Annotated in this window: 14 protein-coding genes; 8 read left to right on the plus strand and 6 right to left on the minus strand. The window is 70.8% G+C overall.

Features of this window, described 5'->3' with window-relative positions; translation table 11 throughout:
• Nucleotides 1-536: 536 nt before the first annotated feature.
• Together C4V41_RS55755 and C4V41_RS55760 are read right to left on the minus strand one after the other, a co-directional pair.
• Nucleotides 537-848: a hypothetical protein gene (locus tag C4V41_RS55755; protein WP_103964198.1), complete on the minus strand. Its 312-nt coding sequence runs from the start codon at nucleotides 846-848 to the stop codon at nucleotides 537-539.
• 37 nt (nucleotides 849-885) lie between these two features.
• Nucleotides 886-1,587, minus strand: a complete 702-nt coding sequence (locus C4V41_RS55760; protein ID WP_103964199.1) for a DUF2470 domain-containing protein — start codon at nucleotides 1,585-1,587, stop codon at nucleotides 886-888.
• A 77-nt stretch (nucleotides 1,588-1,664) separates the two neighbouring features.
• Between C4V41_RS55760 and rpsD the strand changes: the two genes are divergently transcribed.
• Nucleotides 1,665-2,279 carry a 30S ribosomal protein S4 gene (gene rpsD, locus C4V41_RS55765; RefSeq protein WP_103964266.1) on the plus strand — a complete coding sequence of 205 codons (615 nt, stop codon included), beginning with the start codon at nucleotides 1,665-1,667 and terminating at the stop codon, nucleotides 2,277-2,279.
• Between the two features lie 421 nt (nucleotides 2,280-2,700).
• The gene (locus C4V41_RS55770; protein WP_103964200.1) at nucleotides 2,701-2,955 is read left to right on the plus strand and encodes a hypothetical protein; all 255 of its coding nucleotides are present in this window, start codon (nucleotides 2,701-2,703) and stop codon (nucleotides 2,953-2,955) included.
• Nucleotides 2,956-3,139: 184 nt separating this feature from the next.
• Here C4V41_RS55770 and C4V41_RS55775 read toward each other — a convergent pair whose 3' ends face one another.
• Entirely contained in the window at nucleotides 3,140-4,141 is a 1,002-nt protein-coding gene (locus C4V41_RS55775) for an ion transporter (protein ID WP_235031003.1), read from the minus strand.
• Nucleotides 4,142-4,258: 117 nt separating this feature from the next.
• On the opposite strand from C4V41_RS55775, the gene C4V41_RS55780 reads away from it, so the two are divergent.
• Complete coding sequence (locus C4V41_RS55780; RefSeq protein WP_103964201.1) at nucleotides 4,259-4,573, plus strand: DUF4190 domain-containing protein; 315 nt, start codon at nucleotides 4,259-4,261, stop codon at nucleotides 4,571-4,573.
• On the opposite strand, the gene C4V41_RS55785 is transcribed toward C4V41_RS55780, so the two are convergent.
• Nucleotides 4,496-5,332 carry a TetR/AcrR family transcriptional regulator gene (locus tag C4V41_RS55785; RefSeq protein WP_103964202.1) on the minus strand — a complete coding sequence of 279 codons (837 nt, stop codon included), beginning with the start codon at nucleotides 5,330-5,332 and terminating at the stop codon, nucleotides 4,496-4,498. The genes C4V41_RS55780 and C4V41_RS55785 overlap by 78 nt on opposite strands.
• Nucleotides 5,333-5,399: 67 nt before the next feature.
• Between C4V41_RS55785 and C4V41_RS55790 the strand changes: the two genes are divergently transcribed.
• Entirely contained in the window at nucleotides 5,400-6,140 is a 741-nt protein-coding gene (locus C4V41_RS55790; RefSeq protein ID WP_200824938.1) for an ABC transporter ATP-binding protein, read from the plus strand.
• On the plus strand, nucleotides 6,140-6,865 hold the full coding sequence (locus tag C4V41_RS55795) for an ABC transporter permease (protein WP_103964204.1): 726 nt from the start codon (nucleotides 6,140-6,142) through the stop codon (nucleotides 6,863-6,865). The genes C4V41_RS55790 and C4V41_RS55795 overlap by 1 nt, the downstream gene beginning before the upstream one ends.
• Before the next feature lie 200 nt (nucleotides 6,866-7,065).
• On the opposite strand, the gene C4V41_RS55800 is transcribed toward C4V41_RS55795, so the two are convergent.
• Entirely contained in the window at nucleotides 7,066-7,647 is a 582-nt protein-coding gene (locus C4V41_RS55800) for a TetR/AcrR family transcriptional regulator (RefSeq protein WP_103964205.1), read from the minus strand.
• Nucleotides 7,648-7,694: 47 nt separating this feature from the next.
• On the opposite strand from C4V41_RS55800, the gene C4V41_RS55805 reads away from it, so the two are divergent.
• A complete protein-coding gene (locus tag C4V41_RS55805) occupies nucleotides 7,695-8,603 on the plus strand; it encodes an NAD(P)-dependent oxidoreductase (protein WP_268808926.1) in 909 nt (302 codons plus the stop codon).
• 571 nt (nucleotides 8,604-9,174) lie between these two features.
• Here the strand turns inward: C4V41_RS55805 and C4V41_RS55810 are convergent.
• The gene (locus tag C4V41_RS55810) at nucleotides 9,175-10,533 is read right to left on the minus strand and encodes a S8 family serine peptidase (protein WP_103964207.1); all 1,359 of its coding nucleotides are present in this window, start codon (nucleotides 10,531-10,533) and stop codon (nucleotides 9,175-9,177) included.
• 182 nt (nucleotides 10,534-10,715) lie between these two features.
• On the opposite strand from C4V41_RS55810, the gene C4V41_RS55815 reads away from it, so the two are divergent.
• Together C4V41_RS55815 and C4V41_RS55820 are read left to right on the plus strand one after the other, a co-directional pair.
• Nucleotides 10,716-12,755: a spermine/spermidine synthase domain-containing protein gene (locus C4V41_RS55815; RefSeq protein WP_103964208.1), complete on the plus strand. Its 2,040-nt coding sequence runs from the start codon at nucleotides 10,716-10,718 to the stop codon at nucleotides 12,753-12,755.
• A 255-nt stretch (nucleotides 12,756-13,010) separates the two neighbouring features.
• Nucleotides 13,011-14,288, plus strand: coding sequence for a hypothetical protein (locus C4V41_RS55820; protein WP_103964209.1), 1,278 nt, complete (start codon nucleotides 13,011-13,013; stop codon nucleotides 14,286-14,288).
• Nucleotides 14,289-14,320: the final 32 nt, after the last annotated feature.

Raw genomic sequence — 14,320 nt, forward strand, 5'->3', positions numbered from 1 at the left:
CCCGCTCCGCCCGCTCCGCCCGCTCCGCCCGCTCCGCCCGCTCCGCCCGCTCCGCCCGCTCCGCCCGCTCCGCCCGCTCCGCCCGCTCCGCCCGCATCCCCCTCTGCCGACTATCCCGCGCCCCTCTCGCCCCCTTCCCCCCGCTCGCGCTTGCCTTGACCTGCGGCGTGCAGTCAGGGCCGCCGTGGCTCGCCAAGGCCGGAAGTGTGCGGCCAGGGCTCGCGGTGAGCTCGTCGGACGGCAGCGTGCGGCCAAGGTCAGCGGTGCGTCAGCCGAGACCTGCGGTGTGCAGCCAGGGCGTCGGCGGACTCCCCGAGCCGGCAGCGCGCGGGCCAGGGGTGGCGGTGCGCCAGCCGGGACATGCGGTGTGTGGCCGAGAGCCGCGGTGGGCTCGCCGAGGCCGGCAGCGTGCGTGGCCAGGCCGACGGTGGGCTTGCCCGGACCTACGGTGCGTAGCCCTGGGTCGGTGGTGCGTTTGTCGGGTCTGCGCCGTGTAGCCAAAGGCTGCGGTGGGCTCGCCGGAGTTGGCGGCGCAGTCAGGGGCTGGCGATGTGCTCGCCAGGGTGTTGCGCTCGCCAGGGCCGGTGTTGCGCCCGCCACGGCCGGCGGGGCTCGCCGATGCTGGCGATGTGCTGGCCGAACCCTGTGCCGGGCTTGCCGAAGGCCGGCGCTGAGTCGGCCCGCTGGTAGGCGATGAGTTCGCCCGGCTTGGCGATGGGCGCGGCAGGTTCGGCAACGAGCCCCGCCGATTTGGTCAAGAGCCCGACCGATTTGGTCGTGAGCCGGTCGGTTCGGTCGTGAGCTCGGCCGGTTCCGTAGTGGGGTCCGGGCTGGAAGGCGTACGTCATGGACCAACCCGGCAGGCGCGTACGCCGCCGGGCCGGGTCAGCAGGTGCAGAGGAGGCCGCGGAGGGCCGTCTCCAGGCACAGGCTGGTGTTCGCGGGCACCGGCCAAGGGAAGCGGACCAGTGACTCGTCCACCCGTACCGTGGCGCCGAACCGATCCAGCTCCCACAGCCACACCTCCCCGGCCTGCTCCCCGAGCTGTCTCGACACCCCGGCCGTCAACTGCGGCCGGTGCGAGTCGTTGACATGGGCCAGGACCCGCTCGGCGGTCTCGGTCAACGGGTCGGGCGCCGCCTCCAGGTAGTCGTCGGCGTCCAGCAGGCCGGACTCCTGCCCGGTCAGATAGACGACCTGCCCCACGTCCAGCCGCAGCAGCCGGGGCGCGTCCCGCTGGCCGAAGCGCTCCAGGGCCTCGAACAGGCTCTCGTCCGGGCAATGCGCGGCGACCGCCACGGCCGCCTCACGCGCCTCCTTCTCTGGTACGGCCTCCGCCCACCCCTGCACCTCGAGCAGCCCGCGCGGGTGGGTGACGGTGCCCAGTTGCCGCATCGCGGTGAGGTTCACCGCCACGACGGCGTCCTCGCGCAATCCGTGCAGCGACTCGCCGGGCATGACCAGGAGCACCGGACGGCCGCGTTCGTCGACTCCGCCGCGCGCGGGCGAGGGGGCGCCGTCAACGGAGATCTTGGCGACGCTGGCGGTCGCGGCGAGGGTGCGGACCCGCTCGGGGATCGGCAGCATGGCGCCTCCTTGAGAACCAAAATGCTGGTAGGTTAGCCTTACCTAAGTAAGGACTACCTAATCACATTGAGGTGAACGTGCGCTACACCGGCCCTAAGGTGCGACTGTCCCGTCGCGCGGGCGTCCCGCTGACCAAGAAAGCGGTCCGCTACTTCGAGCAGCGCCCCTACCCGCCGGGCGAGCACGGCCGCAAGACCAACCGCCGCACCACCGGCGACTACGGCCTGCGGCTGATGGAGAAGCAGAAGCTGCGCTGGTACTACGACGTATCGGAACGGCAGCTCCGCCGCTACTGGGACCTCGCCGTCCGCAAGCCGGGCGCGTCGGGTGCCGAGCTGGTCGCGATTCTGGAGACCCGCCTGGCCTCTCTCGTGCTGCGCTCCGGGCTGGCTCCGTCGATCTACGCGGCCAGGCAGTACGTCAACCACGGCCACATCGCCGTGGACGGCCGCAAGGTCGACATCCCCAGCTACCTGGTCAAGCCGGGCCAGGTGATCACGGTCCGGGAGCGCTCGCGCAGGATGCAGCCGTTCGTGGCCGCCGCCGAGGGTATTCACGCCGACGACCGTACGGCGCCGTACCTCTCGGTCGAGCTGTCCGAGCTGCGCTTTACGCTGCTCAGCCGGCCCGAGCGCGAGCAGATCGCGGTCCCCGTCGACGAGCAGCTCGTGGTGGAGTTCTATTCGCGTTAGCCATGACCGGAGCGGGAGCGTCACGCCGGCCGGCTCGAAGTGTTCTTCGACCTCGTGGCGGTGGCCCCAACCGGCCCACCGCCTCGCGCAACCTGGCCGGACGTGGCGCTCTTCGTGCTGCTCTACCACGCGGTGCGGACCACGCTCTACTCCAACGTCCGGGGCGAGCGCACCCGCGTACGCTCCATATGATCTTCTCGGTGGTACGCGGCCGCTGCCCGGGAGCGCATGATCGACGAGATGCGGGAGCAGGCCCGGCGGCTGGACGAGCGGCGGATCGCAAATACCGTGTCCGAGGTCCGGTCACCGCCGCCGCGCTCGACCCCGCGCACCTGGGGGAGTGCCTCGGGCCGTTCGTGCTCGGCGAGGCCGTCATGCAGGTCGTGAGGGCCGCCTCAAAGCAACACTGAGGGCCGCCGCGGTGGCCGGGTTCGGGCTGATCGTCTCTTTGTGGTGGCTCACCCTCCATTACGGCCTCAGCGCCGTCGCCGGTGCGCCGGAACGCGGGCTGCGGCCGTACGTGGCGCTGCCCGTCCACTTCGCCATGACCGCGAGGGCTCGGCGTGATCGCCGCCGGTCGAGCATACGCATGGTGGCGTCGGCTGGGCGGGCCGTCTACTTCGCTGCCTCGACCGCGCTGGAGGTGGCTCTGAAGGCCGGGCGGCGCTGGATCTGAGGCTGGGCGGTGCCCTCCACCGTCGCCCCGTTCGCCGTGGCGGCGGTGTCGGTGCTGATCGTGGGCTGGCCGGCGGTCGTGCTCCTGCTGGCTGTGGCCCTGTGGCAGGTACGCTACCGGCCGCGCCCCGGCCCGACCGCCCAACGCCCAACCGGCTCAGCCCCGCCGCACCGGCTCGGCCAGCTCAGCCCCGGCCGCCGCGCCCGCCTGACTTCGCCCGCTTCCCCGACCCGCCACGCCTGTTCGACCCGCCCCGCCCGCTGGCCTTCCCCCGCCCGTTGGAGCCACCGCCCGAAGCGCCACCCGAACCGCCCTGACGACCGCCCGAAGCGCTGCCCGTACCGCCCTGACCGGCGCCTGAAGGGCCGGTATTCGAACCGTTGCCGTTCGCCGCAACCGGCTGGGTGGAGGCGTTGCGCAGTTCGGCGACCTCCTTGCGCAGTTCGGTGAGCTCGTCCAGGATCTGCTGGGTGTGCGCCGTCGACGAGTCCTCCATCGCCGCCCGCTCCTCCGCGCTCTCCTCGTCCATGGCACTCACCACGACCGCCAAGAACAGGTTCAGCACCACGAAGGTACAAACCAGGATGAAGATGGTGAAGAAGATCCAGGCCGACGGATGCCGGCTCATCACCTCCCGCGCGATGTTCCCCCAGTCGTCGCCGGTCATCGTCTGGTAGAGGGTGAACAGCGAGGTCGGCAGGCTGCCGAAGCGGTCGGGCGCGGCCTGTCCGTACAGTTTGGTGGCCATGACCGCGGCCACGTACAGGACCAGCGACAGCAGCACCACGATCGAGCTCATCCCCGGCATCGCCCGCAGCAGCGCGGACACCACGCGGCGCAGGCTCGGCACGACGGACAGCAGCCGCAGCACGCGCAGGATGCGCAGGGCGCGCAGCACCGACAGGCCGCCGGTCGTGGAGGCGAAGGCGATGCCGACGATCAGCGTGTCGAAGATGTTCCAGGGGTCGCGCCAGAACGCGGAGCGCTCCGCGTAGAGCTTGGCGATCAGCTCGGCGGCGAAGATGTAGAGGGCCACGTGGTCGACCACGGTGAGCAGGGTGCCGTGGCGTTCGACCAAGGCGGGGAAGGTCTCGAGGCCGAGGGTGCACGCGTTGACCAGGATGACGGCGATGATGAACCGCTGGAAATGCCGGTGGGCGAGTAAGGCACGGGTTCGTGCACGCACGGGGACAGGCTCCTCAAGGGTGGATCGTGGGCCCTACCATGATGACGCAACATGATCAAGAGGGAGACTGTGGTATAAATCCCGCCTGACAGTCAGCAACGAGGGGGCCGAGCGACCATGTCCTATCCCGAGTACGGTCCCGGCTATTACGGCCCGCAGCCGCAGACCCACCCCAACGGCACCACGATTCTCGTGCTGGGCATCCTGAGCCTGGTCGTCTGCACCTTCATCGGGCCCTTCGCCTGGTCGATGGGCAACAGGGCGCTCCGTGAGATCGACGCCAGCGGCTACTTCTACGAGAACCGCGGCCACGTCCAGGCCGGGCGCATCTGCGGCATCGTCAGCAGCGTGCTGCTAATGATCACCTTCGGCTTCCTGGCGATCGGCCTGGCCTTCGCCGTCATCGGCGGCGCCCTCTCCACCAACTCCTAGGCCGCCCTCTCCATCGGTTCCTAGACCGCCCTCCCCACGAGCTCCAGGGTCGCCCTCTCCCTGAGCTCCAGGGGCGCCTTCGCGGGCTCCAAGGTCGCCTTCCTGAGTGGCTCCAGGGCTGCCCCCTCCCTGGGCTCCCAGGTCGCCCAGGCCGGCCTCCAGCAGGTCGAACGCCTGCTCCGCCTGTGCCCGCAGATCGGGCTCGATGCTCTCCCAGTCTTCGCCCGCCAGCCGTCTGCGTACCGAGTAGTGGGTCAGGACCTGCGCCGTGTCGAGCAGGTGGGAGGAGACGAGCTGGGGCGTGACGTCGTCGGGGCCGGTGTCGAGCGTGTCGGCGAGGGCCTGCGCCAGTGACCGCTTCCGGTCCTCGTGCAGCGCCCGCAGCCGGGCCACCAGCGCCGGGCTCGCGTCCACGACCCTGGAGAACACGTCGGCGCCCAGATTGAAGCCGTAGCGCCAGTGGCGCGTGCCGATCGCGTCGAAGAAGTCGCGCCGGAAGGCCCGCACCACGCTCTCGCCCGGCTCCCGCTCCTCCAGCACCCGCAACGGGAGATCCACGGCCTGGTCATGCCGGTCGGCGAACAGGTCCTCCTTCGTGCTGAAGTAGTTGAAGACCGTGTTGACCGACACGTCGGCCGCCCGCGCCACCTCGGCCACGGTCACGTTGTCGAACCCCCGCGCCATGAACAATCCCATCGCGATGTCCGCGATCCGCTGCCTCGTCTCGCGCTTCTTCCGCTCGCGCAGCCCCTCTTCCATGCCTCCATCGTACAGAGTTTGCAGTCGCCACAAAATTGTGGCTACTCTATTTTTGGAGGCGATGAAAATGATCAAGACTTCAGGTCTGAGCAAGACCTTCGACGGCGGCGTCGAGGCCGTCGCGGGCGTCGACATATCCGTGGAGCCCGGCGAGATCGTCGGTTTCCTGGGCCCCAATGGCGCGGGCAAGACCACGACCATGCGCATGCTCACCACGCTGCTGCGCCCCACCTCCGGCACCGCCACGGTGGCCGGCCACGACCTGCTCGGCGACGCCAGGGAGGTGCGAAAGCGCATCGGTTACGTCTCCCAGAGCGGCGGGGTGCTGCCCGTCGTGCCGCTCAGAGGCGAGCTCGAGCTGCAGGGCATGCTCTACGGCCTGAGCCGTCAGGCCGCCGCCGCCAAGACCCAGGAGGTCCTGGCCAGGCTCGGGCTCACCAAGCTCGACGGCAAGCCCGCCGCCGCGCTCTCCGGCGGGCAGCGCCGCCGCTTCGACATCGCGTTCGCCCTGCTGCACGATCCGGCGCTGCTCTTCCTCGACGAGCCGACGACCGGCCTCGACCCGCAGAGCCGGGCCAGCCTCTGGGACCACATCCGCGCACTGCGCGCCGAGAAGGGCATGACCGTGTTCCTCACCACCCACTACCTCGACGAGGCCGACGCGCTCTGTGACCGGCTGCTGATCATCGACCACGGCCGGATCGTCGCCGAAGGCAGCCCGGCCGAGCTCAAGACCGGCGGGCGCACGCTCGACGACGTGTTCCTCGACATCACCGGCCGGTCGCTGCGCGAGGAGGCGGGCGTCTGATGCTGCGCGACACCTGGGTGCTGTTCCGTCACGGCGTGCGCGTCACGCTGCAGCAGAAGGTCGGCCTCATCTTCGGCGCGATCCAGCCGCTGCTGTTCCTGGTGCTGTTCGGGCCCATCTTCGCCACGATCGGCACCTGGGAGACCCTGGTCCCCGGCCTGATCATCCAGCTCGGGCTGATGAGCATGGGGCTGGCCGGCTTCGGCGTGGTCTTCGAGAAGCGCAGCGGCGTGCTGGAGCGCATGCGCGTCACCCCCGCCAGTCGCCTGGCGCTGCTGCTCGGGCGGGTGCTCAACAACGTCCTGACCCTGGTCGTCCAGACGTTACTGCTGCTCGTGGTGGCCTTCGCGCTCGGCCTGCGGGTTCCCGTGCTCGGGCTGGCGGCCGGGTTCGCGCTCGTGGTCGTGCTCGGGGCGAGCCTCGCCGCGCTGTCGTACGCGATCGCGCTCACCATGAACGAGCAGCTCTTCGCGCCGGTGATGTCCACGGCGGTGATCCCGTTGATCCTGCTGTCCGGCTCGTTCCTGCCGATGTCGATGGCGCCGGGCTGGCTCGACGCCCTCTCCCACCTCAGCCCGTTCAGGTACGTGCTGGAGGCCATCCGCGACCTCTTCCACGGCCACTACCTGACGGGCACCGTCGGCGCCGGGGTGGCGGTCACCGCGATCTTCGCCGTGCTCAGCCTCACCATCGGGACCCGGGTGTTCAACCGCGAGAACGCCTGACAGCGAAAGGGCCCGGTATTTCCGCACATGACCACGACTTCCCTTCTCTTCCGCTTCCCGCCGCACTGCGGCGAGGTCCCAATGAAGGAAGGGGTGGTGGGGGCCGGCTCGCCTGGAGGGCGGGGAGATGGAGAGGTCGGCTCGCCTGTGGCGACCTGGTGGGGTGGCGACCTGGTGGGCGCGGAGAACGACGCTAGGCGCTAGCGGTAGGAGTCGATGAGGCGGGCGAGGTGACGGCCGGCGATCTCCAGCGGTGCCTCGCTCTGCGACACCTGCGCCGACAGCTCCGCCCCCTCCAGCGTGTTGATCACGGTGTGCGCCAGGTCGTGCGCGACGTCCTCGGCGAGGCCGGACTGCCGGAGCCGGTCGCGGACGAGGGTGCGCCAGTTCTCGTACGCCTGCTCCGCGGCCTCCTGGATCTCGGGCACCCGTCCGGCGCACTCCAGCGCCGTGGTGGTGACCGGGCAGCCGTCCAGCCAGTCCGACTCGCGCAGTCCGGTGGCCAGGTCGCGGGTGCAGGCGATGATCGCCGCCGCCGGATCGTCGTCGCCGGCGAACGCCGTGCGCAGGAAGTCGGCGAACTCCCTGTCCCCATGGCGGACGGCCTCGACCGCCAGCTCCCGCTTCCCGCCGGGGAAGAAGTGGTAGACCGAGCCGAGCGTGGCCTCGGCCTCCTGGGAGATCTGTTTGAGCCCGGTCGCCTCATAGCCCTGCCGCTGCATCAGCCGGGAGGTCGTCCGGACGATCCGCTCCCGGGTGCCGATCTCGTGCCGCGTCCTCATGAGCCGAGTATATAGAGCGTTCGTTCTAGCGGTGTGCTAGCGTCTCAATTCTAAATAGAGCGTTCGTTCTAGCGAAGGAGAGTTCACGCATGTCCGTAACCGTGATCGGGCTCGGCCCCATGGGGCAGGCCATGGCCGCCGCCTACCTGCGCGCCGGCTACGAGGTGACCGTGTGGAACCGTTCGCCCGCCAAGGCCGACGACCTGGTGACCCAGGGGGCGCGGCGGGCGGGGTCGGTCGAGGAGGCGCTCACCGCGAACGACCTCGTGGTGCTGAGCCTGACCGACTATGACGCGATGTACGCCATCCTGGCCCAGGCCCCGGCGGCGGCCCTGGCCGGTCGGACCGTGGTCAACCTCACCTCCGACACCCCCGACCGGGCCCGTGAGGCGGCCGCGTGGCTGGCCGAGCGGGGGGCCGTGCAGGTCACCGGCGGGGTGCAGGTGCCGCCTCCGGGGATCGGCACGCCTGGGGCCTCGACGTACTACAGCGGTCCCGAAGACGTGATCGAGAAGCATCGGAGCGCGCTGGAGGTGCTGACCGGGATCGAGTACGTCGGCGCCGACCCGGGCCTGGCGGCGCTCTACTACCAGATCGGGATCGACATGTTCTGGACCGGGCTGGCCGGCTACCTGCACGGTCAGGCGGTCGCGGAGGCCAATGGGATCTCGGCCGAACGGTTCCTGCCGCATGCCGTGAAGACCATGAACTTCCAGTACTTCCTGGAGTTCTACGCCCCGCGCATCGCCGCCGGCGACCACCGGGGCGACGTCGACCGGCTGGCCATGGGCGTGGCCAGCCTGGAGCACGTGGTGCACACCGCTCGGGCGTCCGGCGTGGACCCCGCACTGCCGGCCGCCGTCCTGGACGTGTTCCGCCGGGGCGTCGCTGCGGGCCACGGCCAGGACAGCCTTACGAGCCTGGTCGGCGTGCTGAAGGACCAGCGCGCCGGGTGACCCGGAGGAACCCTCCTCCTGGCCGCCCGGCGGATCGGCTACTCGGAGGGTCGGCTGCTGGGCGGGGTGCCGCCCGGGGGCCGGTCTCCCGGAGGGGTAGGTCCTGCCGGGGGATTGGCTGTTCGGCGGGTCGGCCCCCCGGAAGGTCGGTTGGCCGGAGGGCCGGCCCCGGGTTGGCCCCCGGTGGGTCGCCCTCCGAGAGCCGGTAGGCCGCGGGATCGGCTCCCCGAAGGGTCGGCCTCCTGGAGGGCTGCAGGCCGGAGGGCTGGCGGCTGGGGGCGCCTCCCTAGGGTCGGCTGGTCGGAGAGTCGGGCTCCCCGGATCGTCGGCGTCGGCCCTCCGGATCGTCGGTCCTGTGGATCGTTGGCCCCCCGGAGGGTGCCTCCCCCGGATGGTGCCTCCCGGATGGTGGCCCCTGGATGGTGGCCCCCGGATGGTGGCCCCTGGATGGTGCCTCCCCCGGATGGTGCCTCCCCCGGAGGGTTGGCTGGCTGGAGGGGTGGCCGTTGGGAGGAGCGGTCCCCCGAAGGGGTGCCTCTTCGGGGGATTGGACGGCCGGGGAGGTCGGTTCTCAGGCCATGCTCTTGGCCCGGCGCTGCAGTGCCGCGATGATTCCCGCCGGGTCGAGAGTTCCGTACCCGTAGTCGTAGTCGAACCCGACCTCGCTCCGGTCCTCGGCCGTGCGGCGCAGCAGGGCCCGTAGCTGGGCCGGCGACAGACGGGACGCCGGCCAGCGCGTGCGGACCGCGGCGACCAGCCCGGCCGCCACCGGGGCCGCCGCCGAGGTGCCCGAGTCGGGCTCGCCGGCGCCGAACGCGCCGGAGCCGGAGAAGTGCGTGTACGCGCAGACGTCCGGCTTGCGGGCGGTCAGCCGGCCCGGCCCCTGCGAGGAGTAGCCCACGCGGTCGCCGTTGACGTCGACGCCGCCGATCGACAGGGCCTTCGGGTGGGAGTTGGCGCCCACGATGGGCCGGGTGGAGTAGGCGCAGCGGGCGTCCCGGCAGTCGCGCCCGCAGTTGCCCGCCGCGAACAGCACGTCGGCCCCCGCCCGGTCGAGGGCGGCCACCATCAGGTTGAACGGATGGGCGGCGTTGTCGGAGTAGTTGCCCGGATGTCCAACGGGAAAGTCCCATTCGGGGGAGAACGACCCCCACGAGTTGTTCACGACAAGGGCTCTGGACGCGGCGGGCTGGGCGTCGAGCACGTTGCGCAAGTGCGCGAACGCCGACACCGCGTCCGACAGCAGTCCGTCCATGGCCGAGCCGCCCGGCCGGGTGGACAGCAGCAGCGGGATGTCGATCAGCGTGGCCTGCGGCGCGGCGAGCAGCGTGTCGAAGGCGCACATGGTCCCGTGATCGACCTCGAACTCGCCCGGCCGCCCCGTCACCCCCGACGGGCTCCAGCACCGCTCGGCGTCCAGCGTGACGCCCCGGCCGAGCTGCCTGGCCGTGTGGGCGGCGTTGATCCCGGTGTCGAGCACCGCCAGCGCCACGCCGGTGCCGTCGAGCCCCTCGGCGTGCAGGCCGGGGACGTTCAGCAGCCGCTCGACGTCGTGCCAGTCGCCGACCGGCCCGTCGCCGCCGCACGTCGGCGCGGACTCGATGACGGGATCGGAGAAGACGCCCACCACGTCGGGCCTGAGCGTGGGCAGCAGTGTGACCCTGGCGGCCAGTTCGTCGTCGGAGATCGTACCCCTGACCAGGACGGAGGCGTCTTCGGCGGCCAGCGAGAAGTCGAGCGGCTGGTTGAGCGAGAGCGGATCGCCGCCGGCGGCGGGTACGGGCCTGGGCAAGGCCACGGGCGTGAACGCCGTGTCGAGCTCGACCCCGGGCAGCCCGTCGGCGACGTCGGCCGTGGTGGCGGTCCGGTCGGGGTCGGCGACGGCCGCGACCAGATCGGGGGAGGGGCGAAGCTGGATCAGGACCCGCATGAGTCACCACCGGTTGAATGGAGGGAACGAACCTCCCAACATTCCTTCATTCGCTTGCGCTCGTCCAGCGGATCTCTGGGGTTTTGACCTGCAAAAACACCCCAATCGGTGCGAAGCGGACGACATTTGTTCTGGGCCGTCAGGCTTCCTTGTTTTCGGTCTGTTCACTACGGTGAGGAATCATGACGCTCCAGGCGCAGAAGCCGGTCGACGATGGGAAAAAGGCTCACTGGCTGGCGGTGCGGCCGAGGCTCATCCTCGCCAGCGCCTTCATGCTCTTTCTCGAGCTGGCACTGATCCGGTGGACCGGGTCCAACATCGTCCACCTCAGTTATTTCACCAATTTCGTGCTGCTCGGCTCGTTCCTGGGCATCGGGCTCGGCTTCCTGCGGGTGGGGCGCTCGCACCGGCAGCCGTTCTACTCGCCCATCGTGCTGGCCGTCCTGGTGATCGTCGTGCTGACCTTCCCGGTCACCGTCGACAGGAACACCGAGGGCGTCCTCTACTGGACGAGCCTGTCCACCACGGGCCCGCCCGCCTGGCTGATCCTGCCGGTGATCTTCTGCGCCGCGGCCGTCATCCTCATGGGCCCCGCCGAGCTCGTCGGCCGCTGTTTTCCCGAGCTGCCGCGCCTGGAGGCCTACCGCTACGACCTGATCGGCAGCCTCACGGGCATCGCCGCGTTCACCGCGCTGTCGTTCCTGAGCGCGCCGCCGGTGTTCTGGGGGCTGATCGCGGCCATCTGCTACGGCCTGCTGCTGGTGCCGCGGCCGCGCGTGATCTACGTGGGGCTCGTGACCGTGCCCTCGCTGGTCGTGGTCGGGCTGCTGCTGGCCGAGACGCTCACCGCCGGGGCCATCTGGTCGCCCTACTACAAGGTCACCACCAAGCAGCTCCAGCAGCTCGGCATCCCCGTCGTCGACATCGCGGTCAACGGCATCCCGCACCAGCAGGCCGTGCCCGCCTTCGCCCGGCTGCAGTGGGAGGCCCAGTACGGCCTGCCGTACGAGCGCACCTCCAAGCCGCCGAAGGACGTGCTCATCGTCGGCGCGGGCAGTGGCACCGACGTGGCGATCGCCCTGTCCAAGGGCGCCGCCCGCGTCGACGCCGTGGAGATCGACCCCAAGCTGCGCGAGCTCGGCGGCTCGGAACACCCCGACCGCCCCTACGACGACCCGCGCGTCACCACCCACGTCACCGACGGCCGCGCCTTCCTGGAGCGCAGCGGCGACAAGTACGACCTCATCCTGTTCGCCCTGCCCGACTCGCTCACCCTCGTCTCCGGCGCCAGCTCGCTGCGACTGGAGAGCTACCTGTTCACCGAAGAGGCCATGAAGGCCGCCCGCGCCCACCTCAAGCCGGGCGGCACGTTCTCGATGTACAACTACTACCGCGAGAGCTGGCTCGTCGACCGGCTGGCCTCGACCATGCAGAGCGCCTTCGGCCACAAGCCGTGCGTCGACGTCGTCAGCACCGCCGGCCAGCAGGCCGTGATCACCGCCGGCCTGGCCGCGACCGACCAGCGCTGCGCCGGCGAATGGCCGGGCGCCGCCGCCGGCACCCCGCAGCCCGCCAGCGACGACCGGCCGTTCCTCTATCTCAAGGACGCCACGATCCCGCCGATCTACCTCATCACGCTCGGCCTGATCCTCATCGTCAGCCTGCTGGCCGTCCGCGTCGTCGCGGGCCCGTACGAGCGCATGCGCCCCTATTCGGACCTGTTCCTGCTGGGCGTGGCGTTCATGCTGCTGGAGACGAAGAGCGTGACCGGGTTCGCGCTGCTGTTCGGCACCACGTGGGTGGTCAACGCGATCGTGTTCGCGGGCGTGCTCGTCGCGGTGCTGGCCGCGGTCGAGGTGACCCGCCGCTTCCGCATGCCACCCCTACCGGTCATGTACGCCGTGCTGCTCGCGGGCCTGCTGCTGGCCTGGCTGGTGCCGAACGAGTGGCTGCTGTCGCTCCCGCTGCCCCTGCGCGCGGTGGCGGCCGTGACGGTGGCGTTCCTGCCCATCTTCGCGGCCAACGTGATCTTCGCCAAGCGCTTCGCCGAGACGGCCGACGCCACCACCTCCTTCGGCGCCAACCTCCTGGGCGCCATGGTGGGCGGCTGCCTGGAGTACGCGGCGCTGGTGATCGGCTACAAGGGCCTGCTCATCGTGGCGGCCGTGCTCTACGTCGGCGCCCTGGTGTTGCTCCCGAGGAAGAAGTCCGCGCTGGTGTGACAGAGCCGGAAAATAGTTTATGGAATTCTCGCCCAATGGCTCGGAGAATGCTTTTCGCCGTGGCTTGATTTGTCGCGGAACACGAGGTGAGCTAGACGTACCAGCCATGTCGTAAAGAGAAAATCGTCCGCGTGAAAGGGAGGTACGCCATCGGGGGTGACGTCCGGTAAACCCACGAGAAAAGGTGAACTCATGGCGACACGAGGGGCAGCAAGGATAGATGTCGAGCTCGCCCAGCGACAGGAGCCGGAGCCGATGCCCGCCGGACGCGCGGAACAGGTCGCCGCGGTGCTCCCCAAGGGAGTGCTGTTCGCGACGCCGGACCGCGCGGCGGCGGAGGAGCCCAGGGTGCCGCAGGCGGAGTGGTCGCTGACCTCCGCGTGGCCCTACCGGGGCCAGACCGCCACCGGCACCGCCGCCGTCTACTACGGCGCGGGCCACGACCGCCTCACCAGGCCGATGATCTTCGCGGACGGGTTCGACCACGGGCCCAGCGACCTGCGCGGGCTCTGGCGCCGCCTCAACGCCCCCTATCCACCACGGCGGCACCGCCTGCTCGACCAGCTCCTCGCCCAGGGCATCGACATCGTGCTGCTGGGCTACGGCGCCCGGCACATCCACATCCAGGCGAACGCGGGCGTGGCGGCGACCTGCGTCCGCCGGGCCATCAGCGAGCGGGCCGGGAACGCGCCGCTGATCGTCGGCGGCGTCGGCATGGGCGGGCTGGTCACCCGCTACGCGCTGGCGGAGATGGAGAACCGGCGCGAGGACCACCAGACCATGACGTACCTGTCCTACGACGCGCCCCACAACGGCGCCTGGATCCCGCTCATCCTGCAGCAGCTCGCGTACTTCTCGGCGAGCCTCGCCCCGGCCGCGCCCGGCCAGGCGGACCTGATCGCCAGCCCCGCCGCGCAGCAACTGCTGTGGGCGTGGGTCGAGAGCGGCGGGTACTCCGGGCCCGTCGCCACCGCCAGCCCGCTGCGCGTGGAGTTCATCGAGGACCTGCGCCGCGTCGGCTGGTTCCCGGTACGGCCGCGCAAACTCGGCGTGGCCAACGGCGCCGCCGACGGCACCGGCAGGAACGTGCCGCCCGACGTGCCGGTGTTCGAGTGGACCGCGCTCGGCGGGCTCGTCGGCGCCACGGTCCGCACGCAGCCCGATCGCGGCACGAACCGGCACGTCGGCGGCATGCGGGCGGTGCCGGTGTGGGCCAGCAAGAGCTATACCAGCGACGTCGCGCCGTTCGACGGAGCGCCGGGCGGGACGCTGCCCGCGTACGGGATGCTCGCCGACCAGCTCGGCGTGCCGATCGACGACCGTTACCGCTCGGCCTGCTTCGTCCCGTCCGTGAGCGCGGTCGCCCTCCAGTACGACCCGGTCGAGTGGACGGTCGATCTCTACACCGACATCACCGCCCTGTCGCCCGAGCACAGCCAGCTCGACGACTTCCAGTGCGACGCCCACAACTCCGAGCACGGCGAGGTGACCGCCACGCTGGCGGAGTGGATCCTGGGCCAGCTCGGCAAGTGAGCACCTGCGCGGGCGGCGGGCCGGCCGGTCCG

Origin of the sequence: Nonomuraea solani (assembly GCF_900108335.1) — a bacterium.
Classification (GTDB): domain Bacteria; phylum Actinomycetota; class Actinomycetes; order Streptosporangiales; family Streptosporangiaceae; genus Nonomuraea; species Nonomuraea solani.

Coding starts and splice junctions, on each gene's coding strand:
- C4V41_RS55755 (WP_103964198.1), bottom strand. CDS start 848: ATGACGTACGCCTTCCAGCCCGGACCCCACTACGGAACCGGCCGAGCT.
- C4V41_RS55760 (WP_103964199.1), bottom strand. CDS start 1,587: ATGCTGCCGATCCCCGAGCGGGTCCGCACCCTCGCCGCGACCGCCAGC.
- C4V41_RS55780 (WP_103964201.1), top strand. CDS start 4,259: ATGTCCTATCCCGAGTACGGTCCCGGCTATTACGGCCCGCAGCCGCAG.
- C4V41_RS55785 (WP_103964202.1), bottom strand. CDS start 5,332: ATGGAAGAGGGGCTGCGCGAGCGGAAGAAGCGCGAGACGAGGCAGCGG.
- C4V41_RS55790 (WP_200824938.1), top strand. CDS start 5,400: ATGATCAAGACTTCAGGTCTGAGCAAGACCTTCGACGGCGGCGTCGAG.
- C4V41_RS55795 (WP_103964204.1), top strand. CDS start 6,140: ATGCTGCGCGACACCTGGGTGCTGTTCCGTCACGGCGTGCGCGTCACG.
- C4V41_RS55800 (WP_103964205.1), bottom strand. CDS start 7,647: ATGAGGACGCGGCACGAGATCGGCACCCGGGAGCGGATCGTCCGGACG.
- C4V41_RS55810 (WP_103964207.1), bottom strand. CDS start 10,533: ATGCGGGTCCTGATCCAGCTTCGCCCCTCCCCCGATCTGGTCGCGGCC.
- C4V41_RS55815 (WP_103964208.1), top strand. CDS start 10,716: ATGACGCTCCAGGCGCAGAAGCCGGTCGACGATGGGAAAAAGGCTCAC.
- C4V41_RS55820 (WP_103964209.1), top strand. CDS start 13,011: ATGCCCGCCGGACGCGCGGAACAGGTCGCCGCGGTGCTCCCCAAGGGA.